Raw genomic sequence first — 21,984 nt, forward strand, 5'->3', positions numbered from 1 at the left:
GTCCACAGGCGAGCCCTCCTCACCGGTTGAGCGCACAATGGAGTCATGACCGCCGCCGCCGATCCCGTTGCCGGGTACGCCGGGTTCGCCGCCGCCCTGCGGGAAGCCGGTGTGGCCTGTGATGCCCGGCGCGTGCAGGCCTACCTGGCCGCCGTCGCCGAGGTCGATGTCGCCGAACCCACCCAGCTCTACTGGGCCGGCCGGCTCACCCTCTGCTCCAGCCCCGACGACCTCCCCTGCTACGAAGAAGCCTTCAGCCAGTGGTTCGCCATCGAACCGACCACTCCGCAACGCGCGAAAGCCGCCGCGCCCAAGCAGGCCCGGATCGCGCCGCTCGTCGATGCCGATGGTGGGCAGACCACCAGCGAAGACGCTCCTGACCAGCTCAAAGTCGCCGCCAGTGCGCAAGAAGTCCTGCGGCACCGGGATCTCGCCGCCCTCACCACCGCCGAACGCGAACACCTCCGCGAACTGCTCGCCACCCTGAAGCCCGTCCCCCCGAAACGCCCGGCCGCGCGCAAAACCCCGGCGCACCGGGGGCGGCTCGATCCCTCCCGGACCCTGCGCGCCATGCTCGCCAGTGGCGGCGAACCCGTGAAGCTCGCCCACGTCCGACGCGGCAGCAGGCCGCGGCGGGTCGTGCTGCTCATCGACGTCTCGGGCTCGATGTCGCCCTACGCCGACGCCCTGCTGCGGTTCGCCCACGTCCTGACGCGGTCCGCGCCGCAGTCCGTCGAGGTCTTCACGCTCGGTACGCGCCTCACGCGGGTCTCGCGCCAGCTGCGTCAACGCGACCCGGAACGCGCCATGCTCGCCGCGGGCTCGGCGGTGCCCGACTTCGCCGGCGGCACCCGGCTCGGGGAGACGCTGCAGGCCTTCCTCGACCGCTGGGGGCAGCGGGGAGTCGCGCGCCGCGCCGTGGTCACCGTCTTCTCCGACGGCTGGGAACGCGGCGACACCGGGCTGCTCGGCGACCAGCTCGCCCGCCTGCGCCGGCTCGCGCACGCCGTATTCTGGGTGAATCCGCACGCCGGCCGTGCGGGGTACGCTCCGGTCCAGTCGGGCATCGTCGCCGCGCTGCCCCACATCGACCGGCTCCTGGCCGGGCACACCCTGGCCACCTTGGAACGACTGCTCGGGGAGATTTCCGATGCGTGACGTACTCGACGACGTGTTCCGCCGCTGGTCCGACGGCGAGACGGTGGGACTCGGCACCGTGGTCGCGACCTTCTCGTCGGCGCCGCGCGCGCCCGGCGCCGCCATGGTCGTCGCCCCGGACGGGACCGTCGCCGGCAGCGTGTCCGGCGGCTGCGTCGAAGGCGCGGTCTACGAGCTCGCGCAGGAGGTCGTCGCCGAGCGCAAGCCGGTGCTGCAGCGCTACGGCGTCAGCGACGACGACGCCTTCGCGGTCGGCCTGACCTGCGGCGGGATCATCGACATCTACGTCGAGCACGTCGACCGCGCGTCGATGCCGGAGCTCGGCGACGTCGTCGCGTCGGTGCGCGGCGGCGAGCCCGTCGCGGTCGTCACGATCATCGAGCACGAGCGTGAGGGCCTGATCGGCGAGCACATGATCGTCTGGCCGGACCGGACCGCGGGCTCGCTGGGGTCGTCGCGGATGGACGACGCGGTCGCCGACGACGCGCGCGGCCTGCTGGCCAGCGGCCGCACCGGCACCCTGCACTACGGCCCGGACGGGCAGCGCCGCGGTGAGGGCATGGCGGTGTTCGTCAACTCCTTCGAGCCGCCGCCCCGGCTGCTGGTCTTCGGCGCGATCGACTTCGCCGCCGCGATGGCCCGCATGGGCGCCTACCTCGGCTACCAGGTCACGGTCTGCGACGCGCGGCCGGTGTTCGCCACCACCAGCCGCTTCCCGGACGCGCACGACGTCGTCGTCGACTGGCCGCACCGCTACCTGAAGGCGGAGGCCGACGCGGGCCGGATCGACCAGCGCACGGCGATCGCGGTGCTGACCCACGACCCGAAGTTCGACGTGCCGCTGCTGGAGGTCGCGCTGCGGCTCGACGTCGGCTACGTCGGCGCGATGGGCTCCCGCAAGACGCACGACGACCGCTTCGCCCGCCTGCGCGAAGCCGGGATCACCGAACCGGAGCTGGAGAGGCTGTCGTCGCCGATCGGCCTCGACCTCGGTGCTCGCACCCCGGAAGAGACGGCGGTGTCCATCGCCGCGGAAATCATCGCGTTGCGGTGGGGCGGCGGCGGAAAGCGGCTCGCGGAACTGACGGGACGCATCCACGGTTGAATACTCCGGGTGGCCCACAAAAGTTCACCCATCCGGACTTCCGCAGATGCGGCGCCGAATCCATGGGCGCCGCGTATCTGCGGAACAAGTAGTTGAACGTGTGACATCAGGACTTGTCCGCGCGAAGGTCGCGTAGCACGCTCGGGAGTCTGTGAGCCCGATCACGGTCGGGCAGGCCGTTCCCGAACCGGCTTTTGGAGGCCTGATGCGCATCACCGTCACCGTCGACGGGACGAAGTACACCGACGAAGTCGAGCCCCGCACCCTGCTCGTGCACCACCTGCGCGAAAAACTCGGCAAGGTCGGCACCGTCGTCGGCTGCGACACCAGCAACTGCGGCGCGTGCACCGTCCACCTGGACGGGCACAGCGTGAAGTCCTGCTCCGTCCTGGCCGTGCAGGCCGACGGCTGCGAGGTCACCACCATCGAAGGTCTCGCCCGCGACGGCAAGCTGCACCCCGTGCAGCAGGCCTTCCACGACAACCACGCGCTGCAGTGCGGGTTCTGCACGCCCGGCATGATCATGCAGTCGATCGACCTGCTGGCCGACAACCCCGACCCGGACGAGGAAGCCGTCCGCGAAGGCCTCGAAGGCAACCTGTGCCGCTGTACCGGCTACCAGAACATCGTCCGCGCGGTCCGCGACGCCGCGCAGCACATGAGCCCCGGCGCCGGGCCCGAAGCCGAGCGGATCGCCGAGACCAAGCACGTCGGCGTGGGTGGTGACTGATGACCGCCACGATCGAACCCGAGGTCGGCAAGTCCCGCCGCCGCAAGGAGGACGAGCGGCTGATCACCGGCCGCACCCGCTGGACCGACAACATCACGCTGCCCGGGATGCTGCACATGGCGATCCTGCGCAGCCCGTTCGCGCACGCCAAGATCGTCTCGATCGACACGTCGGCCGCGAAGAGCGCGTCCGGTGTCGTCGCCGTCTACACCGGCAAGGACCTCGACCCGGACAGCTCGATCGGCATGCCCTGCGCGTGGCCGATCACGCCGGACATGAAGGCGCCACGCCGCCCGGTGCTCGCGTCCGACCAGGTCAACTTCGCCGGTGAAGGCGTCGCGGTCGTCGTCGCGCGGTCGTCGGCCGAAGCGCACGACGCGCTCGAGGAGATCGACGTCGAGTACGACGAGCTCCCGGTCATCCTCGACATGGAAGCCGCGATCGCCGACGGCGCCCCGCTGGTCCACGAGGACCAGGGCAGCAACACCAGCGCGGTCTGGAAGTTCGACTCCGCCGAGGCCGGCACCGGCGGCAACGTCGAGGACGCGATCAGCTCGTCCGAGGTCGTGGTCAAGCGCCGCTTCCGCCAGCAGCGCCTGGTCCCGGCGTTCATGGAGCCGCGGGCGTGCGTCGTCGACCCGACCGGCACGCAGATCACCATGTGGTCGGCCACGCAGATCCCGCACATCCTGCGCGTGATGTCGGCGCTGACGCTCGGCATCCCCGAGCACAAGCTGCGCGTGATCGCCCCGGACGTCGGCGGCGGCTTCGGCGGCAAGATCGGCGTCCTGCCGGAAGAGATGATGTCGCTGCTGGTCGCGCAGAAGCTCGGCAAACCGGTCAAGTGGAACGAGTCGCGGTCGGAGACGATGCTCGCCGCCCACCACGGCCGCGACCAGATCCAGGACATCACCATCTCGTCGACGCGGGACGGGCAGGTCACCGGGCTCAAGGTCGAGCTGCTCGCCAACCTCGGCGCGTACAACGGGCTCGTCGGCACCGGCGTGCCGATCCTCGGCGCGTTCATGTTCAACGCGATCTACAAGATCCCGGCGTACCACTTCGCGTGCACCAACGTGTACACGACGACGACGCTGACCGACGCCTACCGCGGCGCCGGCCGCCCCGAGGCGACGTTCGCGATCGAGCGGATCATGGACGAGCTCGCCGTCGAGCTCGGCATGGACCCGATGGAGCTGCGCGAGAAGAACTGGATCAAGCACGAGGAGTTCCCGTTCACCACGGTGGCCGGGCTGACCTACGACTCGGGCAACTACGAGGCCGCGACGGAGAAGGCGAAGCAGCTCTTCGACTACGACGGCCTCCGCGCCGAGCAGGACAAGCGCCGCAAGGCCGGCGACAAGGTGCAGCTCGGCATCGGCATCTCGACGTTCACCGAGATGTGCGGGCTCGCGCCGTCGCGGGTGCTCGGCTCGCTGGACTACGGCGCCGGCGGCTGGGAGCACGCGGCGATCCGGATGCTGCCCACCGGCAAGGTCGAGGTCATCACCGGCGCGTCCGCGCACGGCCAGGGCCACGAGACGGCGTGGAGCCAGATCGTCGCCGACCAGCTCGGCGTCGCGTTCGAAGACGTCGAGATCATCCACGGTGACACGCAGTCGTCGCACAAGGGCATGGACACCTACGGGTCCCGCTCGCTGGTCGTCGGCGGCATCGCCATCGTCAAGGCCGCGGAGAAGGTGATCGCCAAGGCCAAGCCGATCGCGGCGCACCTGCTCGAATGCGCCGAGGACGACCTCGAATTCACGAACGGCAAGTTCACGGTGAAGGGCACGGACACGTCGACCGGCATCGGGGACGTCGCGCTCGCGGTGTTCGCGGCGCACAACCTGCCGGACGGCATCGAGCCGTCGCTCGACTCGGACGCGACGTTCGACCCGGAGAACTTCTCGTACCCGCACGGCACGCACCTGTGCGCCGCCGAAGTGGACACCGAGACCGGGCGGATCAAGCTGCGCTCGTACGTCTGCGTCGACGACGTCGGGGTCGCGGTGAACCCGCTGATCGTCGAGGGCCAGGTGCACGGCGGGCTCGCGCAGGGCATCGCGCAGGCGCTGTTCGAGGGCACCGAACACGACGACAGCGGCACGCTCACGACCGGCACATTCGCCGACTACCTGCTGCCGTCGGCGGCCGACCTGCCCTCGTTCACCACCGACCGCACGGAAACGCCGTCGACGACGAACCCGCTCGGCGCCAAGGGCGTCGGCGAAGCGGGCACCATCGCCTCGACGCCGGCAGTGGTCAACGCGGTGATCGACGCGGTGCGCCACTTCGGCGTGAACGACATCGAGATGCCGTTGACGCCGATGCGGGTGTGGCACGCCATCCAGCACGGCACGACCGACGCGGGCGGCCCCGGCCGCGACGAAGCGGGCGGCGGGCTCGGTTCCCTCGACGCCACCGGAGGTGCGCAGTGATCCCGGCTTCCTTCGACTACGTTCGCCCGTCCACAGTGGACGAAGCGGTGCAGGCGCTGGCGTCGGCGGGCGAGGACGCCAAGGTGCTGGCCGGCGGGCAGAGCCTGCTGCCGGTGCTGCGGATGCGGCTGGCCGCGCCGACGACGCTGGTCGACCTCGGGCGCGTCGCGGAGCTGCGCGGCGTCCGCGAGGAGGGCGACGAGCTGGTCATCGGCGCGATGACGACGCACTACGAGGTCCAGCGTGACGCGCTGGTCGCCGAGCACGCCGCGTTGCTCAAAGAGGCGACGGACACGGTGGCCGACCCGCAGATCCGCCACCGCGGCACGCTCGGTGGCGCGATCTCGCACGCCGACCCGGCCGGGGACCTGCTGGCGCCGGTGCTGGCGCTGGACGCGTCGCTGGTGGTCGCCGGGCCTTCGGGGCGCCGGACGGTGCCGGCCGCGGAGTTCTTCCAGGACCTGTTCACGACGGCGCTCGCGCCGGACGAGCTGCTGGTCGAGGTCCGCGTGCCCAAGCACACCGGGTGGCGGGCGCACTACGAGAAGTTCAACCGGGTCGCCCAGGCGTGGTCGATGGTCGCGGTCGCGGTCACCGTCCGCACCGAGGCGGGCGTCATCGAGGAGGCGCGCGTCGCGCTGACGAACATGGGCTCGACGCCGGTCCGGGCGTCCGGTGTCGAAGCGGCGCTGGTCGGGGTCCAGGCCTCGGCCGATTCGATCGCGGCGGCGGCGTCGCACGCGGCGGAGGGCACGAATCCGCCGGTCGACAGCAACGCCGACGTCGAATACCGCCGGCACCTGGCCCAGGTGCTGACGGGCCGCGCGATCGCGGCGGCCGCGGGAGCCTGACGCTCCACCCTGGCCGCCGCTCCGGCGGCGGCTAGGGTGGGGACCGGACCCCGTCGTCATCAGGAAGGAGGTCGGCCCGTGCGGCTCGACCACGAATTCACCGTCCCGGCTCCGATCGGCGAGGTCTGGCAGGCGGTCGTCGACCCCGAGCGCGTCGCCCCGTGCATGCCGGGGGCCACGCTGACGAAGGTCGAGGGCGACAAGTTCAGCGGCACGGTGAAGGTCAAGCTCGGGCCGATTTCCCTGCTGTACAAGGGCAACGGCGAGTTCCTGGAGAAGGACGACGCCGCCCACAAGGTGACGATCAAGGCCTCGGGCAAGGACTCCCGCGGAGCGGGCACGGCGGCGGCAACGGTGACGTTGACGCTGACCGAAGCCGACGGCGGAACCCACGGCGCGGTGGCGACGGACCTGTCGATCACGGGCAAGCCCGCGCAGTTCGGCCGCGGGCTGATCAGCGAGGTCGGCGGCAAGATCCTGGACACGTTCGCGGGGTGCTTGTCGGGCAAATTGGCTCCGGCTGCTTCGCCGGCGCCGTCGCCGGTGGCAGCGGCGCCGACGCCTGAGCCGACGTCGACCGCGGAGCCGGTGGCCAAGCCGGCCCCGGCGGTGAAGCCGGCCCCGACGACGGCGGAGATCAACACGGACCCGAAGCCGGCGGCATCGTCCTCGGACCGGCCCCCGTTGCGGAGCGTCCCGGCGGCGCCCGAGACGGAAGCGATCGACTTGCTCGATTACGCGGGGCAGTCGGTGCTGAAGCGGGTGGCGCCGGTGCTGCTGGGGATCGCGGCGGTGGTGGGCCTGGTGGCGATCATCAGGGCGCTGCGCAAGTAGTGGGCTGATCCGCGCCGCGCCGCGCCGGGCCGCGCCCGCGGCTGGCCCCGGCGCGCCGGGCCGCGCCGCGCCGGCCGGTCGTGCGCGGTGCGGGGCCGGGTCGGCGGGGTTACCTCGTGTTCCGGTACCGGTCGTGCGCGGTGCGGGGCCGGGTTTGGTGGGCTTGTGTCGTGTTCCGGTACCGGTCGTGCGCGGTGCGGGGCCGGGTTTGGTGGGCTTGTGTCGTGCTCCGGTACCGGTCGTGCGCGGTGCAGGGCCGGGTTTGGTGGGCTTGTGTCGTGCTCCGGTACCGGTCGTGCGCGGTGCAGGGCCGGGTTTGGTGGGCTTGCGCCGTGCTTCGGCATCGGTCGTGCGCTTGTGTTCGTGCGCGGCCCAGTGACCTGCGCCGGCGGGTGATTCACCCAGCCGAGCCGTGCGTCGCCGGCCGGATCTGTGCCCGTCGGTCTCCGGCTCGCGCGGTGATTTGTGCTCTTCCCTCGGCGAGCGTGGGATCGCCGAGGTGGGATTCCCACTTCGGCGTTCCCAGATCCGCATTCTCGCTCGCGCGTTCCCGGGGCGGCGTTCCTAGGGTCGAGTTCTCGCCTGCTCGTTCCCAGGGCTGGGTTCCCAGGTCCGCGTTCTCGCCCGCGCGTTCCCGACGCCGCGTTCCCGGGTTCGCGTTCCCGCCCCTGCGTTCCCGGGCCGCATTCCCGGGGCGATGATCCGCTCGTGAGCTGCTGAGCTGGGTGGATCTACTTTGCGCGGGTCTTCGGGCAGGTGCGTTGCCCGCAAATCGCCCGGACTGGCGACGCGCGTCGTCGGAACGGCTACGCTGGGCTACCTGGTCGGCCGAACTTCGCGCAAGGGGTACGTCACGATGCCGGTCCGTCACTTCTGTGGCTTCGGCTCTTGAGAGCCCAGGCCGCCGTGCGCCGGGAAGCGCTTTCCACCTGGCCGGGCTGGCCCGCGCGGTGGGAAATGTGGGCCGGGGCGAAAACCCGCTGGATCACCTACGCGCTCGGGTGTGAACTGGTCGCCGTCGTCGCCACCGGGACGGCGCTGGTCACCGGCTTCGGCGGGCCCGTGCGGCCGGTGTGGTTCGCGGTGCTCGTCGGGCTCGGCGTGGCCCAGGCCGAGATGTCGCGCCGGATCGAGCGGCTGCGGCGGTGGATGAGCGGGCAGACCCACATCAACGTCACGTCGGTCTGGTACCTCGCCGGCGTCGTCCTGCTGCCGCCGGCGTGGGTCGCGCTGCTGGCCGTCGTGCTCTACACGCACCTGTGGGTGCGCGTGTGGCGTCAGGTGCGTACGCGGCCCGCGCACCGCTTCGTCGCGAGCACGGCTTGGGCGATGCTCTCGTGCTTCGCCGCTTCGTCCGTTCTCGCGGTGTCCGGTTTGCACGGAACGCCGCTGCAGACGGCACGCGGGCTGTTCGCGCTGTGCCTGGCCGCCGCGGTGTTCGAGCTGGTGAACGTCGGCCTGGTCGCGGCCGGCATCTACCTCTACACGAGCCAGCGCTCGGCGGCCGACCTGATGGGCACCTGGGAGGACAACGCTTTCGAGCTGGCGACGCTCTGCCTCGGCGGCCTCGCCGCGCTGGCGCTGGCCGAGCAGCCGGTGCTGGTGGTGTTCGTCGTCGCGCCGCTGTTGCTGTTGCACCGCTACCTGTTGCTGAAACAGCAATTGCAGGTCGCGGCGGTGACGGACGAGAAGACGGGCCTGCTCAACACGGCGGGCTGGCACGAGTCCGCCGTGCGCGAGCACACCCGGGTGCAGCGGCGCGGCCCGGCCGGCGGCGGGTTCGCGGTGCTGATGATCGACCTCGACCACTTCAAGCGCATCAACGACACGTACGGCCACCTGACCGGCGACGACGTCCTGGCCGCGGTGGCGGTCGCGATTTCCGGCGCGGTGCGCCAGGGCGACACGGTCGGCCGGTTCGGCGGCGAGGAGTTCGTGGTGCTGCTGCCGGGCATCGGCCGCGCGGACGTGCTGGGCATCGCCGAACGAGTGCGGGCGGCGGTGGGGGAGCTGAACGTGGTGATCTCGACGGGCGGCGGCACGGTCCGGGTGAGCGGCCTGTCGGTATCGATCGGGGTGGCGCGCCACCCGGACGCGGGGCCGACGCTGGACGACGTGCTTCGGTCGGCTGACGCCGCGTTGTACCGGGCGAAGGAGGCCGGGCGGAACCGCGTTGCCGTGTGAGGTCGGCGCGGGGCGACGAAGGCCGGCGCGATCGCAAGGGGCGCACGCTGGGCCGGCTGAGGTTGCGCGGCAAGGGCACCGCCGCCGATGCCGCCGCGGTTCTGGTCGGGAACTGGGTGAGGGCGCGCGGCTGGCCGGGATTGGGACCCGGCGTGCGGGTCGGGTGGCAATGGGGGCCGTGATTGGCCGCCGCGATCGCAAGGGCGCACGCTGGGCCGGGTGAGGTTGCGCGGCAAGGGCACCGCCGCCGATGCCGCCGCGGTTCTGGTCGGGAACTGGGTGAGGGCGCGCGGCTGGCCGGGATTGGGACCCGGCGTGCGGGTCGGGTGGCAATGGGGGCCGTGATTGGCCGCCGCGATCGCAAGGGCGCACGCTGGGCCGGCTGAGGTTGCGCGGCAAGGGCACCGCCGCCGATGCCGCGGCGGGTCCGAGGCGGGCCTGTGGAGTGGGCTCGGGCTGCTCGGCGCCGCCGCGGTTCTGGTCGGGAACTGGGTGAGGGCGCGCGGCTGGCCGGGATTGGGACCCGGCGTGCGGGTCGGGTGGCAATGGGGGCCGTGATTGGCCGCCGCCATCGCAAGGGCGCACGCTGGGCCGGCTGAGGTTGCGCGGCAAGGGCGCCGCCGCCGACGCCGCCGCGGTTCTGGTCGGGAACTGGGTGAGGGCGCGCGGCTGGCCGGGATTGGGACCCGGCGTGCGGGTCGGGTGGCAATGGGCGCCGTGATTGGCCGCCGCGTGCCTGGGTGCGGTGCCGGTCGGAGGGCTCGCATGGGTAGGGACCTGAACGGCCGAGGTACCGAGCGGCGCCCCTGACCGACGGGCGAGGTCGGCGCCTTGCCGCGATGGCGCCGGCCGGGTCGAAATCGGTCGCAGTCGCCGGGATCGTGGCCGAGATGGCAGGGCGCGACCCGTCGACGTGTGACGAACGGCGCGAAATACCTTCTGCCCACAGCCGTTGAACCCGACATGAGCCGTGCGGATCACGAGACCGACGTCGTGGTTGTCGGGGCTGGGCAGGCCGGGCTCTCCGCCGCCTATCACCTTCGGCGGGCCGGGTTTGCCAACGGTGCCGGCTTCGTCGTCCTCGACCATGGGAAGCGGGCCGGGGGCGCGTGGCAGTACCGGTGGCCCTCCCTGGTGCTCGGCAAGGTGCACGGCATCTACGACCTGCCCGGCATGGCCTTCGGCAGCCCGGACGTCACGCGTCCCGCCTCCGAAGTCGTCTCGGAGTACTTTGCTCGCTTCGAAAGCGTCTATGACCTCCCTGTTTTCCGGCCCGTCGACGTCCAGTCCGTGACGCGGGCGGGGGATCGGCTGGTGGTGGCGAGCCCCGCGGAGTCCTGGGCCGCGAAAGCCGTGATCAGTGCGACCGGTACCTGGGACCGGCCCTTCTGGCCGCGCTATCCCGGGCAGGACACCTTCGCCGGCCGCCAGGTGCACACCGCCGACTACACCGGGCCCGAAGACTTCCGTGGCCGGCGGGTCGTCGTGGTCGGGGGTGGGGCGTCCGCCGTTCAGCTACTCATGGAGTTCGCCCCGCTCGCCCGGGCGACGGCGTGGGTCACCCGGCGGCCGCCCGTGTGGCGGGACGAGCCGTTCAGCGAAAACTGGGGACGCGACGCCGTCGCGAAGGTCGATGAACGAGTGCGTGCCGGGTTGCCTCCCGAGAGCGTGGTGAGCGTGACCGATCTGGCCGTGACGCCCGAGGTGCGCGCCGCGCGGGCTGCCGGGATCCTCGATCGGCGGCCCATGTTCGAGCGCATCACGCCCGACGGGGTCGTCTGGGCGGACGGCTCTCGCTTCGACGCCGACGTCATCCTCTGGGCGACCGGGTTCCGCGCGGCGATCGACCACCTCGCGCCGCTGCACATCCGGGAACCCGGGGGCGGGATCCGGATGGACGGCACGCGCGTGGTGCGCGAGCCGCGGCTGCACCTTGTGGGGTACGGGCCTTCGGCGAGCACGGTCGGGGCGAATCGGGCGGGACGGGCCGCGGTCGGGGAGATCAAGAAGCTGCTGAGTTCGGACGGCTGAGGTCATACATCCGAAGCTACCCGAACACCTGAGCGAAGATCATCACTGGATCGGGTGAAGCTCGGCGGGGCGGCAGGAACTCGATTTTCCTTGCGGGAGAACGAAAGCCGATGGGCGCTGCCCCCGGTTCCCACGCTACCCGAAGCCACCGACAAAATCGGAAGCGCCGGGAAAGGTCAGACCTCGCGGTCCCGGCTCACGGTGCAGTATCCCGCTCATCGAAACATGCCCTGAGCTGCGGAAACCGTCGAAAACTCACCCTCTTGACCGATTCAAGGACAAGACAAGTCTTGTCAGCCGAAACCGGTCATCGATACAGTCTGCTTTGTTAGGAAACTTTCCTAACACTTCAACCCGACGCCGCAGCCCACAGCCACCGCCAAGGCCCAGAAGGAGTGCGACGTGCCGTCGACCCGCCTGCGAACATTCTCCCGCCTCACCCCCGTGCTAGCCGCGGTCACCCTGCTGCCCTCCGCGATCGTCGCCGCGCAGGCCAGCGAACAGGCCGATGTCCTGCTCTCGCAGGGAAAACCCGTCGCGACCTCCACCGTCGAGAGCTCGTCCTACGCCGGGAGCAAGGCCGTCGACGGCAGCACCACCACCCGGTGGGCCAGCGCCGAAGGCGCCGACCCGCAGTGGCTGCGGATCGACCTCGGCCAGTCTGCCGCGATCCACCGCGTCCTCCTCAACTGGGAAGCCGCCTACGCCAAGAAGTACCGCATCGAAGTCTCCGACGACGGCGCGAACTTCACCGCCGCCACGTCCGTCGACGCCGGTGACGGCAAGATCGACGACCTCACCCTCAACGCCCACGGCCGGTACGTCCGCTTCGTCGGCGTCACCCGCGCGACCAGCTACGGCTACTCCTTCTGGGAGATGCAGGTCTTCGGCAGCACGGACTCCTCCGGTGACACCCAGGCCCCGACCACCCCGGCCGGCCTCACCGCCGGGACGACCACCGCCACCAGCGCCGCCCTGACGTGGACCGCCGCCACGGACAACGTCGGCGTCGCCGGCTACGACGTCCTGCGCAACGGAACCCCCGTCGCCACCAGCACGACGACGTCCTACACCGACACCGGCCTCACACCCGACACCAGCTACACCTACGCCGTCCGCGCCCGTGACGCCGCCGGGAACCTCTCGGGCCCCAGCGCGCCCATCACCGTCAAGACCAAGGCGGGCAGCGGCACCAGCTTCGTCCTCGCCGCGGCCGGCGACATCGCCGAACGCTGTACGTCGAGCAGCTCGAGCTGTGCCCACGTGAAGACCGCGAAGCTCGTCGAAACCATGAACCCCGCCGCCGTGATCACCATGGGCGACAACCAGTACGACGACGCGCACCTCTCGGACTTCAAGTCCTACTACGACAAGACGTGGGGCAAGTTCAAGAGCATCACCCACCCGATCCCGGGCAACCACGAGTCCTACGACGACACGCCGTTCAAGGGCTACGAGGACTACTTCGGCGCCATCGCCAAGCCGCAGGGAAAGCGCTACTACAGCTGGGAAATGGGCAACTGGCACTTCATCGCCCTCGACTCCAACGACTTCGTCACCCACGACGACTTCGCCGAGCCGCCCCAGCTCACCTGGCTCAAGCAGGACCTGGCCAACAACACGAAGGGCTGCGTCGCCGCTTACTACCACCACCCGCGGTGGAGCTCCGGTGACCACGGCGACAATCCCGACAGCATCGAGCTGTGGAACATCATGACGGCCAACAAGGTCGACCTCGTCCTCAACGGCCACGACCACGACTACGAGCGGTTCGTCCCGCAGAACGCCGACGGCCAAGCCGACGCAGCAGGCCCGGTCGAGATCGTCGGCGGCAGCGGCGGCGCGAACCTCTACACCATCCACACCGCGCACCCGACGACCGCGAAGCTGCTGAAGACCTACGGCGTCCTCAAGCTGTCGATGACGGACACCTCGTTCCAGTCGCAGCTCATCGGCGTCGACGGCAAGGTCCTCGACAACAGCCCGACCTACCCCTGCCACTAGGAGGACGGGCATGTACATCGCGGCAAGCCGCACCTCGGACCTGGCGGCGGGCAACCACCGGAAACCCGCGCTCAAAAGGGTTTCCGCCAACGTGGTGGCGCTCGGGATGGTCAGCCTCGTCACCGACGTCTCTTCGGAGATGGTGACCGCCGTCCTCCCGCTCTACCTGGTGCTCGGCCTCGGCCTGAACCCGCTGCAGTTCGGGCTGCTCGACGGGCTCTACGCCGGCGCCACCGCGCTGGTGCGGGTGCTCGGCGGCCACCTCGCCGACCGGTGGCGGCGCCTGAAGGCCGTCGCCGGGTTCGGGTACGGCTTGTCCGCGGTGTGCAAGCTCGGCCTGGTCGCGGCCGGCTCGTCGGTCGCCGCGATCGGCGTCGTCCTCGCCGCCGACCGCACCGGAAAGGGCGTGCGCACCGCCCCGCGCGACGCCCTGATCTCGCTGTCCAGCGAGCCGGACGCGCTCGGCCGGTCGTTCGGCGTGCACCGCGCGCTCGACACCGTCGGCGCGTTCCTCGGCCCGCTCGTCGCCATGGCGGTGCTGGCGCTGAGCCTCGGCAGCTACACCAGCGTGTTCTTCACCAGCTTCTGCGTCGCGGCGATCGCCGTGCTGCTGCTCGCCCTGTTCGTCCGCGACCACCCCGGCGGCGTGGACCGTGCTGCGGTGTCACTGCGAACAGCGGCGGGTCTCCTCAAGCAGAGCGACTTCCGGCGCGTGACGCTCTGGGCCGCGCTGCTCGGCCTGGTGACGGTCGGCGACTCGTTCGTCTACCTCGTCCTGCAACGGCGGTGGGAGATCGCGGCGACGTTCTTCCCGCTGCTGCCGCTCGGCACCGCCGGGGTCTACCTGGTGCTCGCCGTGCCGCTGGGCAAGCTCGCCGACCGGATCGGCCGCTGGCCGGTGTTCCTCGGCGGCCACGCCGCGCTCGGCCTGGCGCTGGTCCTGCTCTGCGGCCCGGCCTACGCGGTGATCCCTGTCGTCGCGCTCGGCCTGCACGGCGTGTTCTACGCGGCCACCGACGGCGTCCTCATGGCCGCCGCCGGCCCGCTCATCCCGCGCGACCTGCGGGCCACCGGGATGGCCGTCGTGCAGACCGGGCAGGCCGTGGCCCGCATGCTCTCCTCCGTCCTCTTCGGACTGGCCTGGACGCTCTGGGACCTGCGGCCCGCGGTGCTCGCCGCCGCCGGCTGCCTGGCCGTCGTCGCCCTCGCCGCCGCCCTCGCGAAACCGGTGCGCCCGTGAAGAAGATCGTCCTCGCCCTGGCCGGCACGGCCCTCCTGGTCGCCGCGGCCGTCGGTTACACCGTCAGCGCCCGCCACGACGCGGACGCCACTCCGGCCGCCCAGCTCACCTTGAGCCCCGGCCAGTTGCTGTTCCGCGACACGGCAACCGGCCGCGTCGGCGCCGTCCCGCTCGGCCGACCCGACGAGAAACCGCAGCTCAGCGGCCTGAAGTGCGACCGGTTCGCGGTGGCGAAGCAGACGGCGGTGTGCCTGGCCGTCCAGCCGGGGACGCTCCCCGCGGTGACCGACGTCCTCGTCCTCGACGACCACCTCGCCGTCCGCCACACCGAGACCCTGCCGGGCACGCCGAGCCGCGCCCGGGTCTCGCCGGACGGCAAGCGCGTCTACTGGACGCTCTTCGTGACCGGTGACTCCTATGCGCAGACCGGGTTTTCGACCCGCGCCGGACTGTACGAAGTGGACAGTGGAAGGCTGGTCAAGACGATCGAAGAGCTGCCGGTGTTCGTCGGCGACAAGCGCTACTTCGCCGCCGACGTCAACTACTGGGGCATCACGTTCGCCTCCGACGGCAACCGCTTCTACGCCACTCTGGGCAGCAGAGGGAAGACGTACCTCGTCGAGGCCGACTACAAGCGTTACCGCGGGAAAACCGTCAGGGAGAACGTCGAATGCCCGTCGCTGTCCCCGGACGCCACCCGGGTCGCCTTCAAGAAGAAAGTCTCCGACGGCAGCTGGCGGCTCTCGGTCCTCGACCTCAGGACCATGAAGGAAACCGAGCTGGCGGAACAGAAGAGCGTCGACGACCAGGCCCTGTGGCAGGACGACCACACCGTCCTCTACGGGCTGGACAACGCCGTCTGGGCGGTCCCGGCCGACGGCTCCGGCGCGCCGCGGAAGCTCGTCGACGGCGCGGCGTCGCCCGCCGTCACGGGGTGACGCCGACCGCCGCGAACAGCGTCCGGACGCAGAGGTCGCGCAGCTCCTCCTGGGTGACCTTCGGCTGGTCCAGCCACTCGAGGATGGTCGTCGCGACGAACGTCAGCCAGCCGCGGACGGCCAGCCGCGTCACCTCGGTGACCGGCGTCAGCACGCTCACCGCGTCGAGGATGCGGGTGGCGTTGGCGGCCATCCCGGCCTCGCGGATCTCCTGGATCTCGCGGTCGGCGCCGCTCGCGGCGCGGTGCACGATCCGGTAGCCGTCCGGGTGCGTGCGCGCGAACTCGAGGTAGACGTCGAGCCCGGCCCGCAGCTGCTCCGCCACGGGCAGCGCCGGGTCGGGCTCGCTCATCGCCAGCAGCTGGTCGCGTTGCGCGCGGACGATCGACGCGAAGAAGTCCTTCTTGGTGGGGAAGTAGTGGTACAGCAGGCCGCGCGAGACCTGCGCGATCTCGGCGACCTCCTCGATCCACACCTCGTCGTACGGCCGGTTCGCGAACAGACCGGCGCCGATCGTGAGCAGCTGCTCACGACGCTGTTGGGTGCTCAGCCTCGTCCGCATGCCCCGAGCTTACTTGACACGGGTTCAGTAGCAGGGGATCGTGACCCTATTGGATACGGGTTCAATAGAGGGGCTTGCCGTGGACACCACCGGGATTCCGCACCGGCCGGGCCGCCTGCCGGTGCTCGGCGACCTGATCGGCGCCAACCCGCGTACGCCGCTGCAGGACACCCTGCGCATCGGCCGGCGCCTCGGCCCGATCTTCACGCGCAAGATCTTCGGCTTCGAGATCGTCTTCGTCGGCGGCGTCGACCTGGTCACCGAGCTGAACGACGAGACGAAGTTCGGCAAGCACGTCGGCCTGGGCATCGAGAACCTCCGCGCGGTCGCCGGCGACGGGCTGTTCACCGCCCACACGCACGAGCCGAACTGGCGGCTGGCCCACGACATCCTGCAGCCCGCGTTCTCCGCCGAGGCGATGCGCCGCTACCACCCGGTGATGCTCGACGTCGCCCGCGAGCTGACCGCGGCCTGGGACGCGGCGGACGGCCCGGTCGACGTCGCCGCCGACATGACCCGGCTGACCCTGGAGACGATCGGCCGAGCCGGCTTCGGCTACCGGTTCGGCTCGTTCGAGCGCGCCGAGCCGCACCCGTTCGTGACGGCGATGATCCGCGCGCTGCGGTACGCGCAGTTGCAGAACGTCAAGCTCCCGTTCGTGCGACGCGCGTTCGCCGGGACGCCCGAGCAGAACCGGGCCGACATCGCGACCATGACGAACCTGGTCGACGAGGTCATCGACGCCCGCGCCGGCTCGGACAACCTGCTGGAGTTGATGCTCACCGAAGGCCACCCGGTGACGGGGGAGCGGCTGGACCCGGTGAACGTCCGCAACCAGGCCATCACGTTCGTCGTCGCGGGCCACGAGACGACGTCCGGCGCGCTGTCGTTCGCGTTGTACTACCTGACGCGCCACCCGGAGCTGCTGGCGAAGGCGCGCGCGGAGGTCGACGCGGTGTGGGGCGACCGCGAGCCGGCGTTCGCGGACGTCGCGAAGCTGCGTTACGTGCGTCGCTGCCTGGACGAGGCGATGCGGCTCTGGCCGACCGCGCCCGGCTACTCGCGCGAAGCACGCGAAGACGTCGTGCTCGGCGGGAAGTACCGGATGCGCAAGGGCGACTGGGTGATCGTGCCGCTTCCCTTGGTGCACCGCGATCCGGCGGCCTGGCCGGAGCCGGAGCGGTTCGACCCGGACCGCTTCGAGCCCGCCGCGGTGAAGAAGCGGCCGGCGCAGGCGTACAAGCCGTTCGGGACGGGCGAGCGCGCTTGCATCGGCCGCCAGTTCGCGCTGCACGAAGCCGTGCTGGCGCTGGGGATGGTTTTGCAGCGCTACGACTTCGAGGTCGATCCGTCGTACGAACTGAAGATCGTCGAGTCGTTGACGCTCAAGCCGAGCGGGTTCACACTGCGTCCGCGGGTGCGGGCAGCGGCCGAAAATGTCGGTGCCCTCCGGTAAAGTGGAAAATGGGGGGCGCCCCCGCGGCCGGGGTCAGGATCCGAGGTAGCGCACCTGCTCGGCCTTCCCTCGTTCGTAGCCGTCCCGGCCGGCCAAGTGCTCGGGCACGCCCACTTCCCACCACGCGCCGGCCTCGGTCCACGTCGACGGCTGCGTCTTCACCACGACCACCGCCGGTCGCCGTTCGGCCACGGCGGCCTCGCGGGCCGACGCGTAAGCCGTCCGTAGCGAGTCCACTGTGGACGCAGAGAACACCACGCAGCCCAATGACTCCGCGTGCTGAGCGAAGTCAACGCGTGGCGGCGAAGCGTGCGAAGTCGTGCAGTCGGCGTAGAAGTTGTTGAACGGCTTCCCGCCCTGACCCTCCTGAAGCCGCGCGATCACCGCGTAACCGTCGTTGTCGCACACCACCGCGACGAACGGGTGTCCCGCGAAAGCCGCCGAGAACAGCTCCGAGTTCAGCATCAGGTACGAGCCGTCGCCGAGCAGCGTCGTGACCAGCCCCGGCCACGCGATCGCCGCGCCCCACGCGCCCGCCAGTTCGTAGCCCATGCAGGAAAACCCGTACTCGACGTCCATCGACAGCGATCCCGACCCGCGCCAGCCGCCGATCAGCTCGCCCGGCAGGCCGCCCGACGCCGTCATGACGTAGTCGTCCGCCGCCGACAGGTCGTTCACCACCCCGACGACCTGGGCATAGGACGGAACCTCCGAAGCGGAAGCGCGCAGCGAGTCGATGTGCGCGTCCCAGGCAGCCCGTTCACTTGACGCCCGCGAAGTCCACGACGGGTCGACGCGCCAGCTCTCCAGCTGGGCGGCCAGGTCCGTCAGCCCGGCGTCCGCGTCCCCGACCACGGAAAGCGCCCCGTGCTTCACCGCGTCGAACCGGGCCGCGTTGAGCGTGACCAGGCGGACGTCGGGGGAGAACACCGTCCAGGACGCCGTCGTGAAGTCCTGCAGCCGCGTCCCGACCGCCAGCACGACGTCGGCCTCGGCCGCGACGGCGTTCGCCGACGACGAGCCCGTGATGCCCAGCGGCCCCGCGTGCAACGGGTGCGAATGCGGCACCAGCGTGCGCCCCGCGGTCGTCTCGACGAGGGGAATCCCGTGCCGCTCGGCGAAATCGAGAGCGCGCCGGCCGGCGCCGGAGTACCGGACGCCGCCACCGAGCACCAGCAGGGGACGCCGGGAAGCACGCAGGACGCTCGCCGCCTCGGTGACCGAACGGCGGTCCGGACGCGGGCGCAGCGGCCGGTGCGTCACCGGCTCGAACAGCGCGTCCGGGAAGTCGTACGTCTCCACCTGGACGTCCTGCGGCAGCGCCAGGACCACCGGCCCGCTCTCCGCCGGGTCCGTGAGCACCCGCGCGACCTGCGGCAACGTCGAGATCAGCTGCTCGGGCCGGGTGACCCGGTCGAAGTAGCGCGAGACCGCGCGGAAGGCGTCGTTCACCGTCGCGGTCGCGTCGCCGAACGGTTCGATCTGCTGCAGCACCGGGTCCGGCGCCCGGTTGCTGAACGTGTCGCCCGGCAGCAGGAGCACCGGCAGCCGGTTCGCGTGCGCGACGCCGGCGGCGGTGACCATGTTGAGCGCGCCCGGCCCGATCGACGACGTCACGACGCCGACCTGCCGCCGGTGCGTGGCCTTCGCGTAGCCGACCGCGGCCAGCGCCATGCCCTGCTCGGTGTGCCCACGCCAGACTGGCAGCTCGGCGCGGTGTTCTTCCAACGCCGTCCCGAGGCCGAGGACGTTGCCGTGGCCGAAGATCGCGAAGACGCCGGGGAAGAGCGGGACTTCGCGCCCGTCGAGGGTTTCCGAGCGCTGGGCGAGGATCCAGCGGACCAGCGCCTGAGCCGTCGTCAGCTTCACTGCACACGCCCTTCGTGACTCGTGACGGGGCACCGCGGGTCCAGCTCCTGCGACGCCCACGTGTCGCGGACCCAGCCGTGCGCGGGGTCGTCGCAGAACGCCATGGAACGCTCGTCAGCCGGTCCCGCCAGGACGTTCAGGTAGTACATCGGATAGCCCGGCGCGGCCACGCACGGCCCGTGGTACCCGCGCGGGATGAGGAACACGTCGTGGTCGCGCACGGCGACGTCCTCGTCGAGGTCGCCGTCGGTCGTGTACGTCCGGTGCAGGCCGAAACCTTCGCGGGACGGTGTCACGCCGTCGCGGCCGGCGACGCGGAAGTAGTAGATCTCCTCGTTGACGACTTCGCATTCGGTCGCCTCGTCGTGCTTGTGCGGCGGGTACGACGACCAGTTGCCGCCCGGCGTGATCAGCTCGCACGCGTTGAGCTTGTCGGCGTGGTCCCACACCCCGGGCACGCCGAAGTTGGTCACCTGCCGCGTCGCCTGCCCGGCGCCGCGCACCTCCACCGGGACGTCCTCCGCGGGGCCGTATGCCGGGGAGAGACGGCGGGTGCAGCGCGCCATCGGCAGCGCGACCTGCAGACCGTCCTTTGTCGACAACTCGACTTCGGCGTCGCGCGGAACGTAGGCGAAGTCCGTCACGCGCGTGAACACCGACTCCCGGCCGCGCAGCTCGAAGACCTCCCCGTCGACCCGGACCGTCGCGGATCCGGCCAGCGGCAGCACGAACGCCTCGAATTCGCCGGTGTGCAGCACCCGGACCTCGCCGGGGGCCAGGGAGAGCACCCGCAGCCCGGTGTAGGTCCAGCCCGCGCTGTCCGGGGTGAGCCGGACCGGGTCGGTGTCGTCGGACAGTGTCCCGAGTGGACGGTGCAGCTTGCTCACTTCGCGGCCTCCAGTGCTTTCGCGGCGGCTTCGACGGCAGCGCGGGTGGATCCGCTGGGCGGGTGGAGCAGGGGGCTGCCCATGACCAGGCCGCGGACTACCCCGTGCGACAGCGTCCAGTCCGATGGCAGGTCGCCCAGCACCACCGGCAGCGTCGTGGCGTCCAGAACGGCGGCCGAGCTCGTCGGCGGCAGCTTCAGCCAGGTGTGCGCCGACGTCGTCCCGAGGCCGGACGCGACCGTGACCGCCCGTGCCAGCGATGCGGGGTCCTCCTGCAGCTCGATCATGGCGACCAGGCCGTACGCGGCCAGCTCGGTGACGGCGTCGGCGCAGGCCTGCAGGGCCGGGCCGGTCAGGTGCAGCAGCAGCTCGCCGCCGTCCAGTCCGCAGTCGATCAGCATCCGGGCGTCGTAGCCGGTGAACCGGTCGTCGCGGGTCATCGATCCGAAGACGACTTTGTCGTGCAGGGCGCCGAGCAGGAGCAGTTCCTCGACGACGTCCGGGGTGCCGACGACGCCGTCGACCGCCGGGTTCTCGAGCGCGACCAGGAGCCGCTCCAGCAGTGCCCGCCGGTCCGGCGCCCCGCGGGCCGGGTGGTCGGCCGCGACCAGGAACAGCGTGCCCTGGTCGGACAGCAGCTGCGGACGCCGTTTGCGCGTCGCGTACGCCTGCCGGACCGCGCCCGGGTTCGTGGCCCGGGTGTGCAGGAGTTCGCGCCAGCGCTCGTCGGTGAGGATCACAGCAGCTCCTCGATCTCCCCGGCGGTCGGCATGGCGTCGGCGCAGGCCAGCCGCGACGCCACCAGCGCGCCCGCCGCGTTCGCGTACTCGGCGATCCGCACCGGGTCCCAGCCGGACAGCAGCCCGTGGATCAGCGCGCCGCCGAAGCCGTCGCCGGCACCGAGCCCGCAGACGACCTCGACGCGTTGCGGTGGCACCGTCGACCGCCCCTCCGGCGTCGCCACCAGGACGCCCTCGGCGCCCTTCTTGATCACGGCCAAGTGCAGCCCGCGCTCCAGCAAGCGGTCGGCGGCGGTGTCGGGATCCGCAGTGCCGACGGCCACCTCCACTTCGGCGCGGTTGCCGACCGCGACGGTGACGTGGTCGAGCATCCCGCCGATCTCGGTTCGCGCGCTTTCGACGTCAGGCCAGAACATCGGCCGGTAGTCGAGGTCCAGGACCGTGTGCTCACGGCGTCCCCGCGCCTCGAGGATCTTCCGCTGGGTGCCTCGCGCGGGCTCGGCGGAGACGCCCGTGCCGGTGACCCACAGCAGTGGCACCGACTCGACGACGTCCCACGGCACGTCTTCGTCGGTGAGCGTGAGGTCGGGGGCGATGGGGGAGCGGTAGAACAGCAGCGGCGGGTCCGCCGGCGGGTTCAGCTCGCAGAACACCACCGGCGTCTGCAGGTCCGGCGAAGTGCCCACGAAGTCCGGTGAGACGCCGAAGCCGTCGAGCGCCTGCCGGACGTAGTCGCCGAAGCCGTCCGGCCCGACCTTGGTCAGCACCGCCGCCGACCGGCCGAGCCGCGCGGCGGCGACCGCGACGTTGGTCGCGGTCCCGCCGAGCGACTTCGCGAACGTGCTGACCCCGGCCAGCGGCACGCCGCTCTGCTCGGGGTAGAGGTCCACCCCGACCCGGCCGATCGTGAGCGCTTCGATGGTCATGCCGCCTCCGCGGGGAAGAGTGCGTCGG

At 71.3% G+C, this 21,984-nt stretch carries 17 protein-coding genes; 12 read left to right on the plus strand and 5 right to left on the minus strand.

Going from position 1 to position 21,984, the window contains the following annotated elements; translation table 11 throughout:
• Positions 1–45: 45 nt before the first annotated feature.
• The 11 genes from ABFJ78_RS27635 (at position 46) to ABFJ78_RS27685 (ending at position 15,516) form a co-directional block, all read left to right on the plus strand.
• Complete coding sequence (locus ABFJ78_RS27635; protein WP_436389520.1) at positions 46–1,158, plus strand: vWA domain-containing protein; 1,113 nt, start codon at positions 46–48, stop codon at positions 1,156–1,158.
• On the plus strand, positions 1,151–2,263 hold the full coding sequence (locus ABFJ78_RS27640) for an XdhC family protein (RefSeq protein ID WP_436389521.1): 1,113 nt from the start codon (positions 1,151–1,153) through the stop codon (positions 2,261–2,263). Before ABFJ78_RS27635 ends, ABFJ78_RS27640 begins: the two co-directional genes overlap by 8 nt.
• 205 nt (positions 2,264–2,468) lie before the next feature.
• Positions 2,469–2,993: a (2Fe-2S)-binding protein gene (locus tag ABFJ78_RS27645; RefSeq protein ID WP_086673709.1), complete on the plus strand. Its 525-nt coding sequence runs from the start codon at positions 2,469–2,471 to the stop codon at positions 2,991–2,993.
• Complete coding sequence (locus ABFJ78_RS27650; RefSeq protein WP_436389522.1) at positions 2,993–5,434, plus strand: xanthine dehydrogenase family protein molybdopterin-binding subunit; 2,442 nt, start codon at positions 2,993–2,995, stop codon at positions 5,432–5,434. The genes ABFJ78_RS27645 and ABFJ78_RS27650 overlap by 1 nt, the downstream gene beginning before the upstream one ends.
• Positions 5,431–6,285, plus strand: coding sequence for an FAD binding domain-containing protein (locus tag ABFJ78_RS27655; RefSeq protein ID WP_436389523.1), 855 nt, complete (start codon positions 5,431–5,433; stop codon positions 6,283–6,285). The genes ABFJ78_RS27650 and ABFJ78_RS27655 overlap by 4 nt, the downstream gene beginning before the upstream one ends.
• A 78-nt stretch (positions 6,286–6,363) precedes the next feature.
• Positions 6,364–7,119, plus strand: a complete 756-nt coding sequence (locus ABFJ78_RS27660; protein WP_436389524.1) for an SRPBCC family protein — start codon at positions 6,364–6,366, stop codon at positions 7,117–7,119.
• 957 nt (positions 7,120–8,076) lie between these two features.
• The gene (locus ABFJ78_RS27665) at positions 8,077–9,303 is read left to right on the plus strand and encodes a diguanylate cyclase (RefSeq protein WP_436389706.1); all 1,227 of its coding nucleotides are present in this window, start codon (positions 8,077–8,079) and stop codon (positions 9,301–9,303) included.
• 963 nt (positions 9,304–10,266) lie between these two features.
• Positions 10,267–11,334 carry an NAD(P)-binding domain-containing protein gene (locus tag ABFJ78_RS27670; protein WP_436389707.1) on the plus strand — a complete coding sequence of 356 codons (1,068 nt, stop codon included), beginning with the start codon at positions 10,267–10,269 and terminating at the stop codon, positions 11,332–11,334.
• A 444-nt stretch (positions 11,335–11,778) separates the two neighbouring features.
• Positions 11,779–13,338, plus strand: a complete 1,560-nt coding sequence (locus ABFJ78_RS27675) for a discoidin domain-containing protein (RefSeq protein ID WP_436389708.1) — start codon at positions 11,779–11,781, stop codon at positions 13,336–13,338.
• Positions 13,339–13,348: 10 nt separating this feature from the next.
• On the plus strand, positions 13,349–14,578 hold the full coding sequence (locus tag ABFJ78_RS27680; RefSeq protein WP_436389525.1) for an MFS transporter: 1,230 nt from the start codon (positions 13,349–13,351) through the stop codon (positions 14,576–14,578).
• Positions 14,575–15,516, plus strand: a complete 942-nt coding sequence (locus ABFJ78_RS27685) for a hypothetical protein (RefSeq protein WP_436389526.1) — start codon at positions 14,575–14,577, stop codon at positions 15,514–15,516. Before ABFJ78_RS27680 ends, ABFJ78_RS27685 begins: the two co-directional genes overlap by 4 nt.
• Here the strand turns inward: ABFJ78_RS27685 and ABFJ78_RS27690 are convergent.
• Positions 15,506–16,078: a TetR/AcrR family transcriptional regulator gene (locus ABFJ78_RS27690; RefSeq protein ID WP_436389527.1), complete on the minus strand. Its 573-nt coding sequence runs from the start codon at positions 16,076–16,078 to the stop codon at positions 15,506–15,508. The genes ABFJ78_RS27685 and ABFJ78_RS27690 overlap by 11 nt on opposite strands.
• Before the next feature lie 79 nt (positions 16,079–16,157).
• Here ABFJ78_RS27690 and ABFJ78_RS27695 point away from each other — a divergent pair, with 79 nt between their 5' ends.
• The gene (locus tag ABFJ78_RS27695) at positions 16,158–17,534 is read left to right on the plus strand and encodes a cytochrome P450 (protein ID WP_436389528.1); all 1,377 of its coding nucleotides are present in this window, start codon (positions 16,158–16,160) and stop codon (positions 17,532–17,534) included.
• A 33-nt stretch (positions 17,535–17,567) separates the two neighbouring features.
• On the opposite strand, the gene iolD is transcribed toward ABFJ78_RS27695, so the two are convergent.
• Genes iolD through iolC form a run of 4 tightly spaced genes read right to left on the minus strand, consistent with a single transcriptional unit; the run spans position 17,568 to position 21,956 of the window.
• On the minus strand, positions 17,568–19,403 hold the full coding sequence (gene iolD, locus ABFJ78_RS27700) for a 3D-(3,5/4)-trihydroxycyclohexane-1,2-dione acylhydrolase (decyclizing) (protein WP_436389529.1): 1,836 nt from the start codon (positions 19,401–19,403) through the stop codon (positions 17,568–17,570).
• Positions 19,400–20,290, minus strand: a complete 891-nt coding sequence (gene iolB, locus ABFJ78_RS27705) for a 5-deoxy-glucuronate isomerase (protein WP_436389530.1) — start codon at positions 20,288–20,290, stop codon at positions 19,400–19,402. The genes iolD and iolB overlap by 4 nt, the downstream gene beginning before the upstream one ends.
• The gene (locus ABFJ78_RS27710; RefSeq protein ID WP_436389531.1) at positions 20,287–21,030 is read right to left on the minus strand and encodes a Cgl0159 family (beta/alpha)8-fold protein; all 744 of its coding nucleotides are present in this window, start codon (positions 21,028–21,030) and stop codon (positions 20,287–20,289) included. The genes iolB and ABFJ78_RS27710 overlap by 4 nt, the downstream gene beginning before the upstream one ends.
• Complete coding sequence (iolC, locus tag ABFJ78_RS27715; protein ID WP_436389532.1) at positions 21,027–21,956, minus strand: 5-dehydro-2-deoxygluconokinase; 930 nt, start codon at positions 21,954–21,956, stop codon at positions 21,027–21,029. The genes ABFJ78_RS27710 and iolC overlap by 4 nt, the downstream gene beginning before the upstream one ends.
• Positions 21,957–21,984 lie beyond the last annotated feature (28 nt).

Source organism: Amycolatopsis sp. MEPSY49, from assembly GCF_051337345.1.
GTDB lineage: Bacteria > Actinomycetota > Actinomycetes > Mycobacteriales > Pseudonocardiaceae > Amycolatopsis.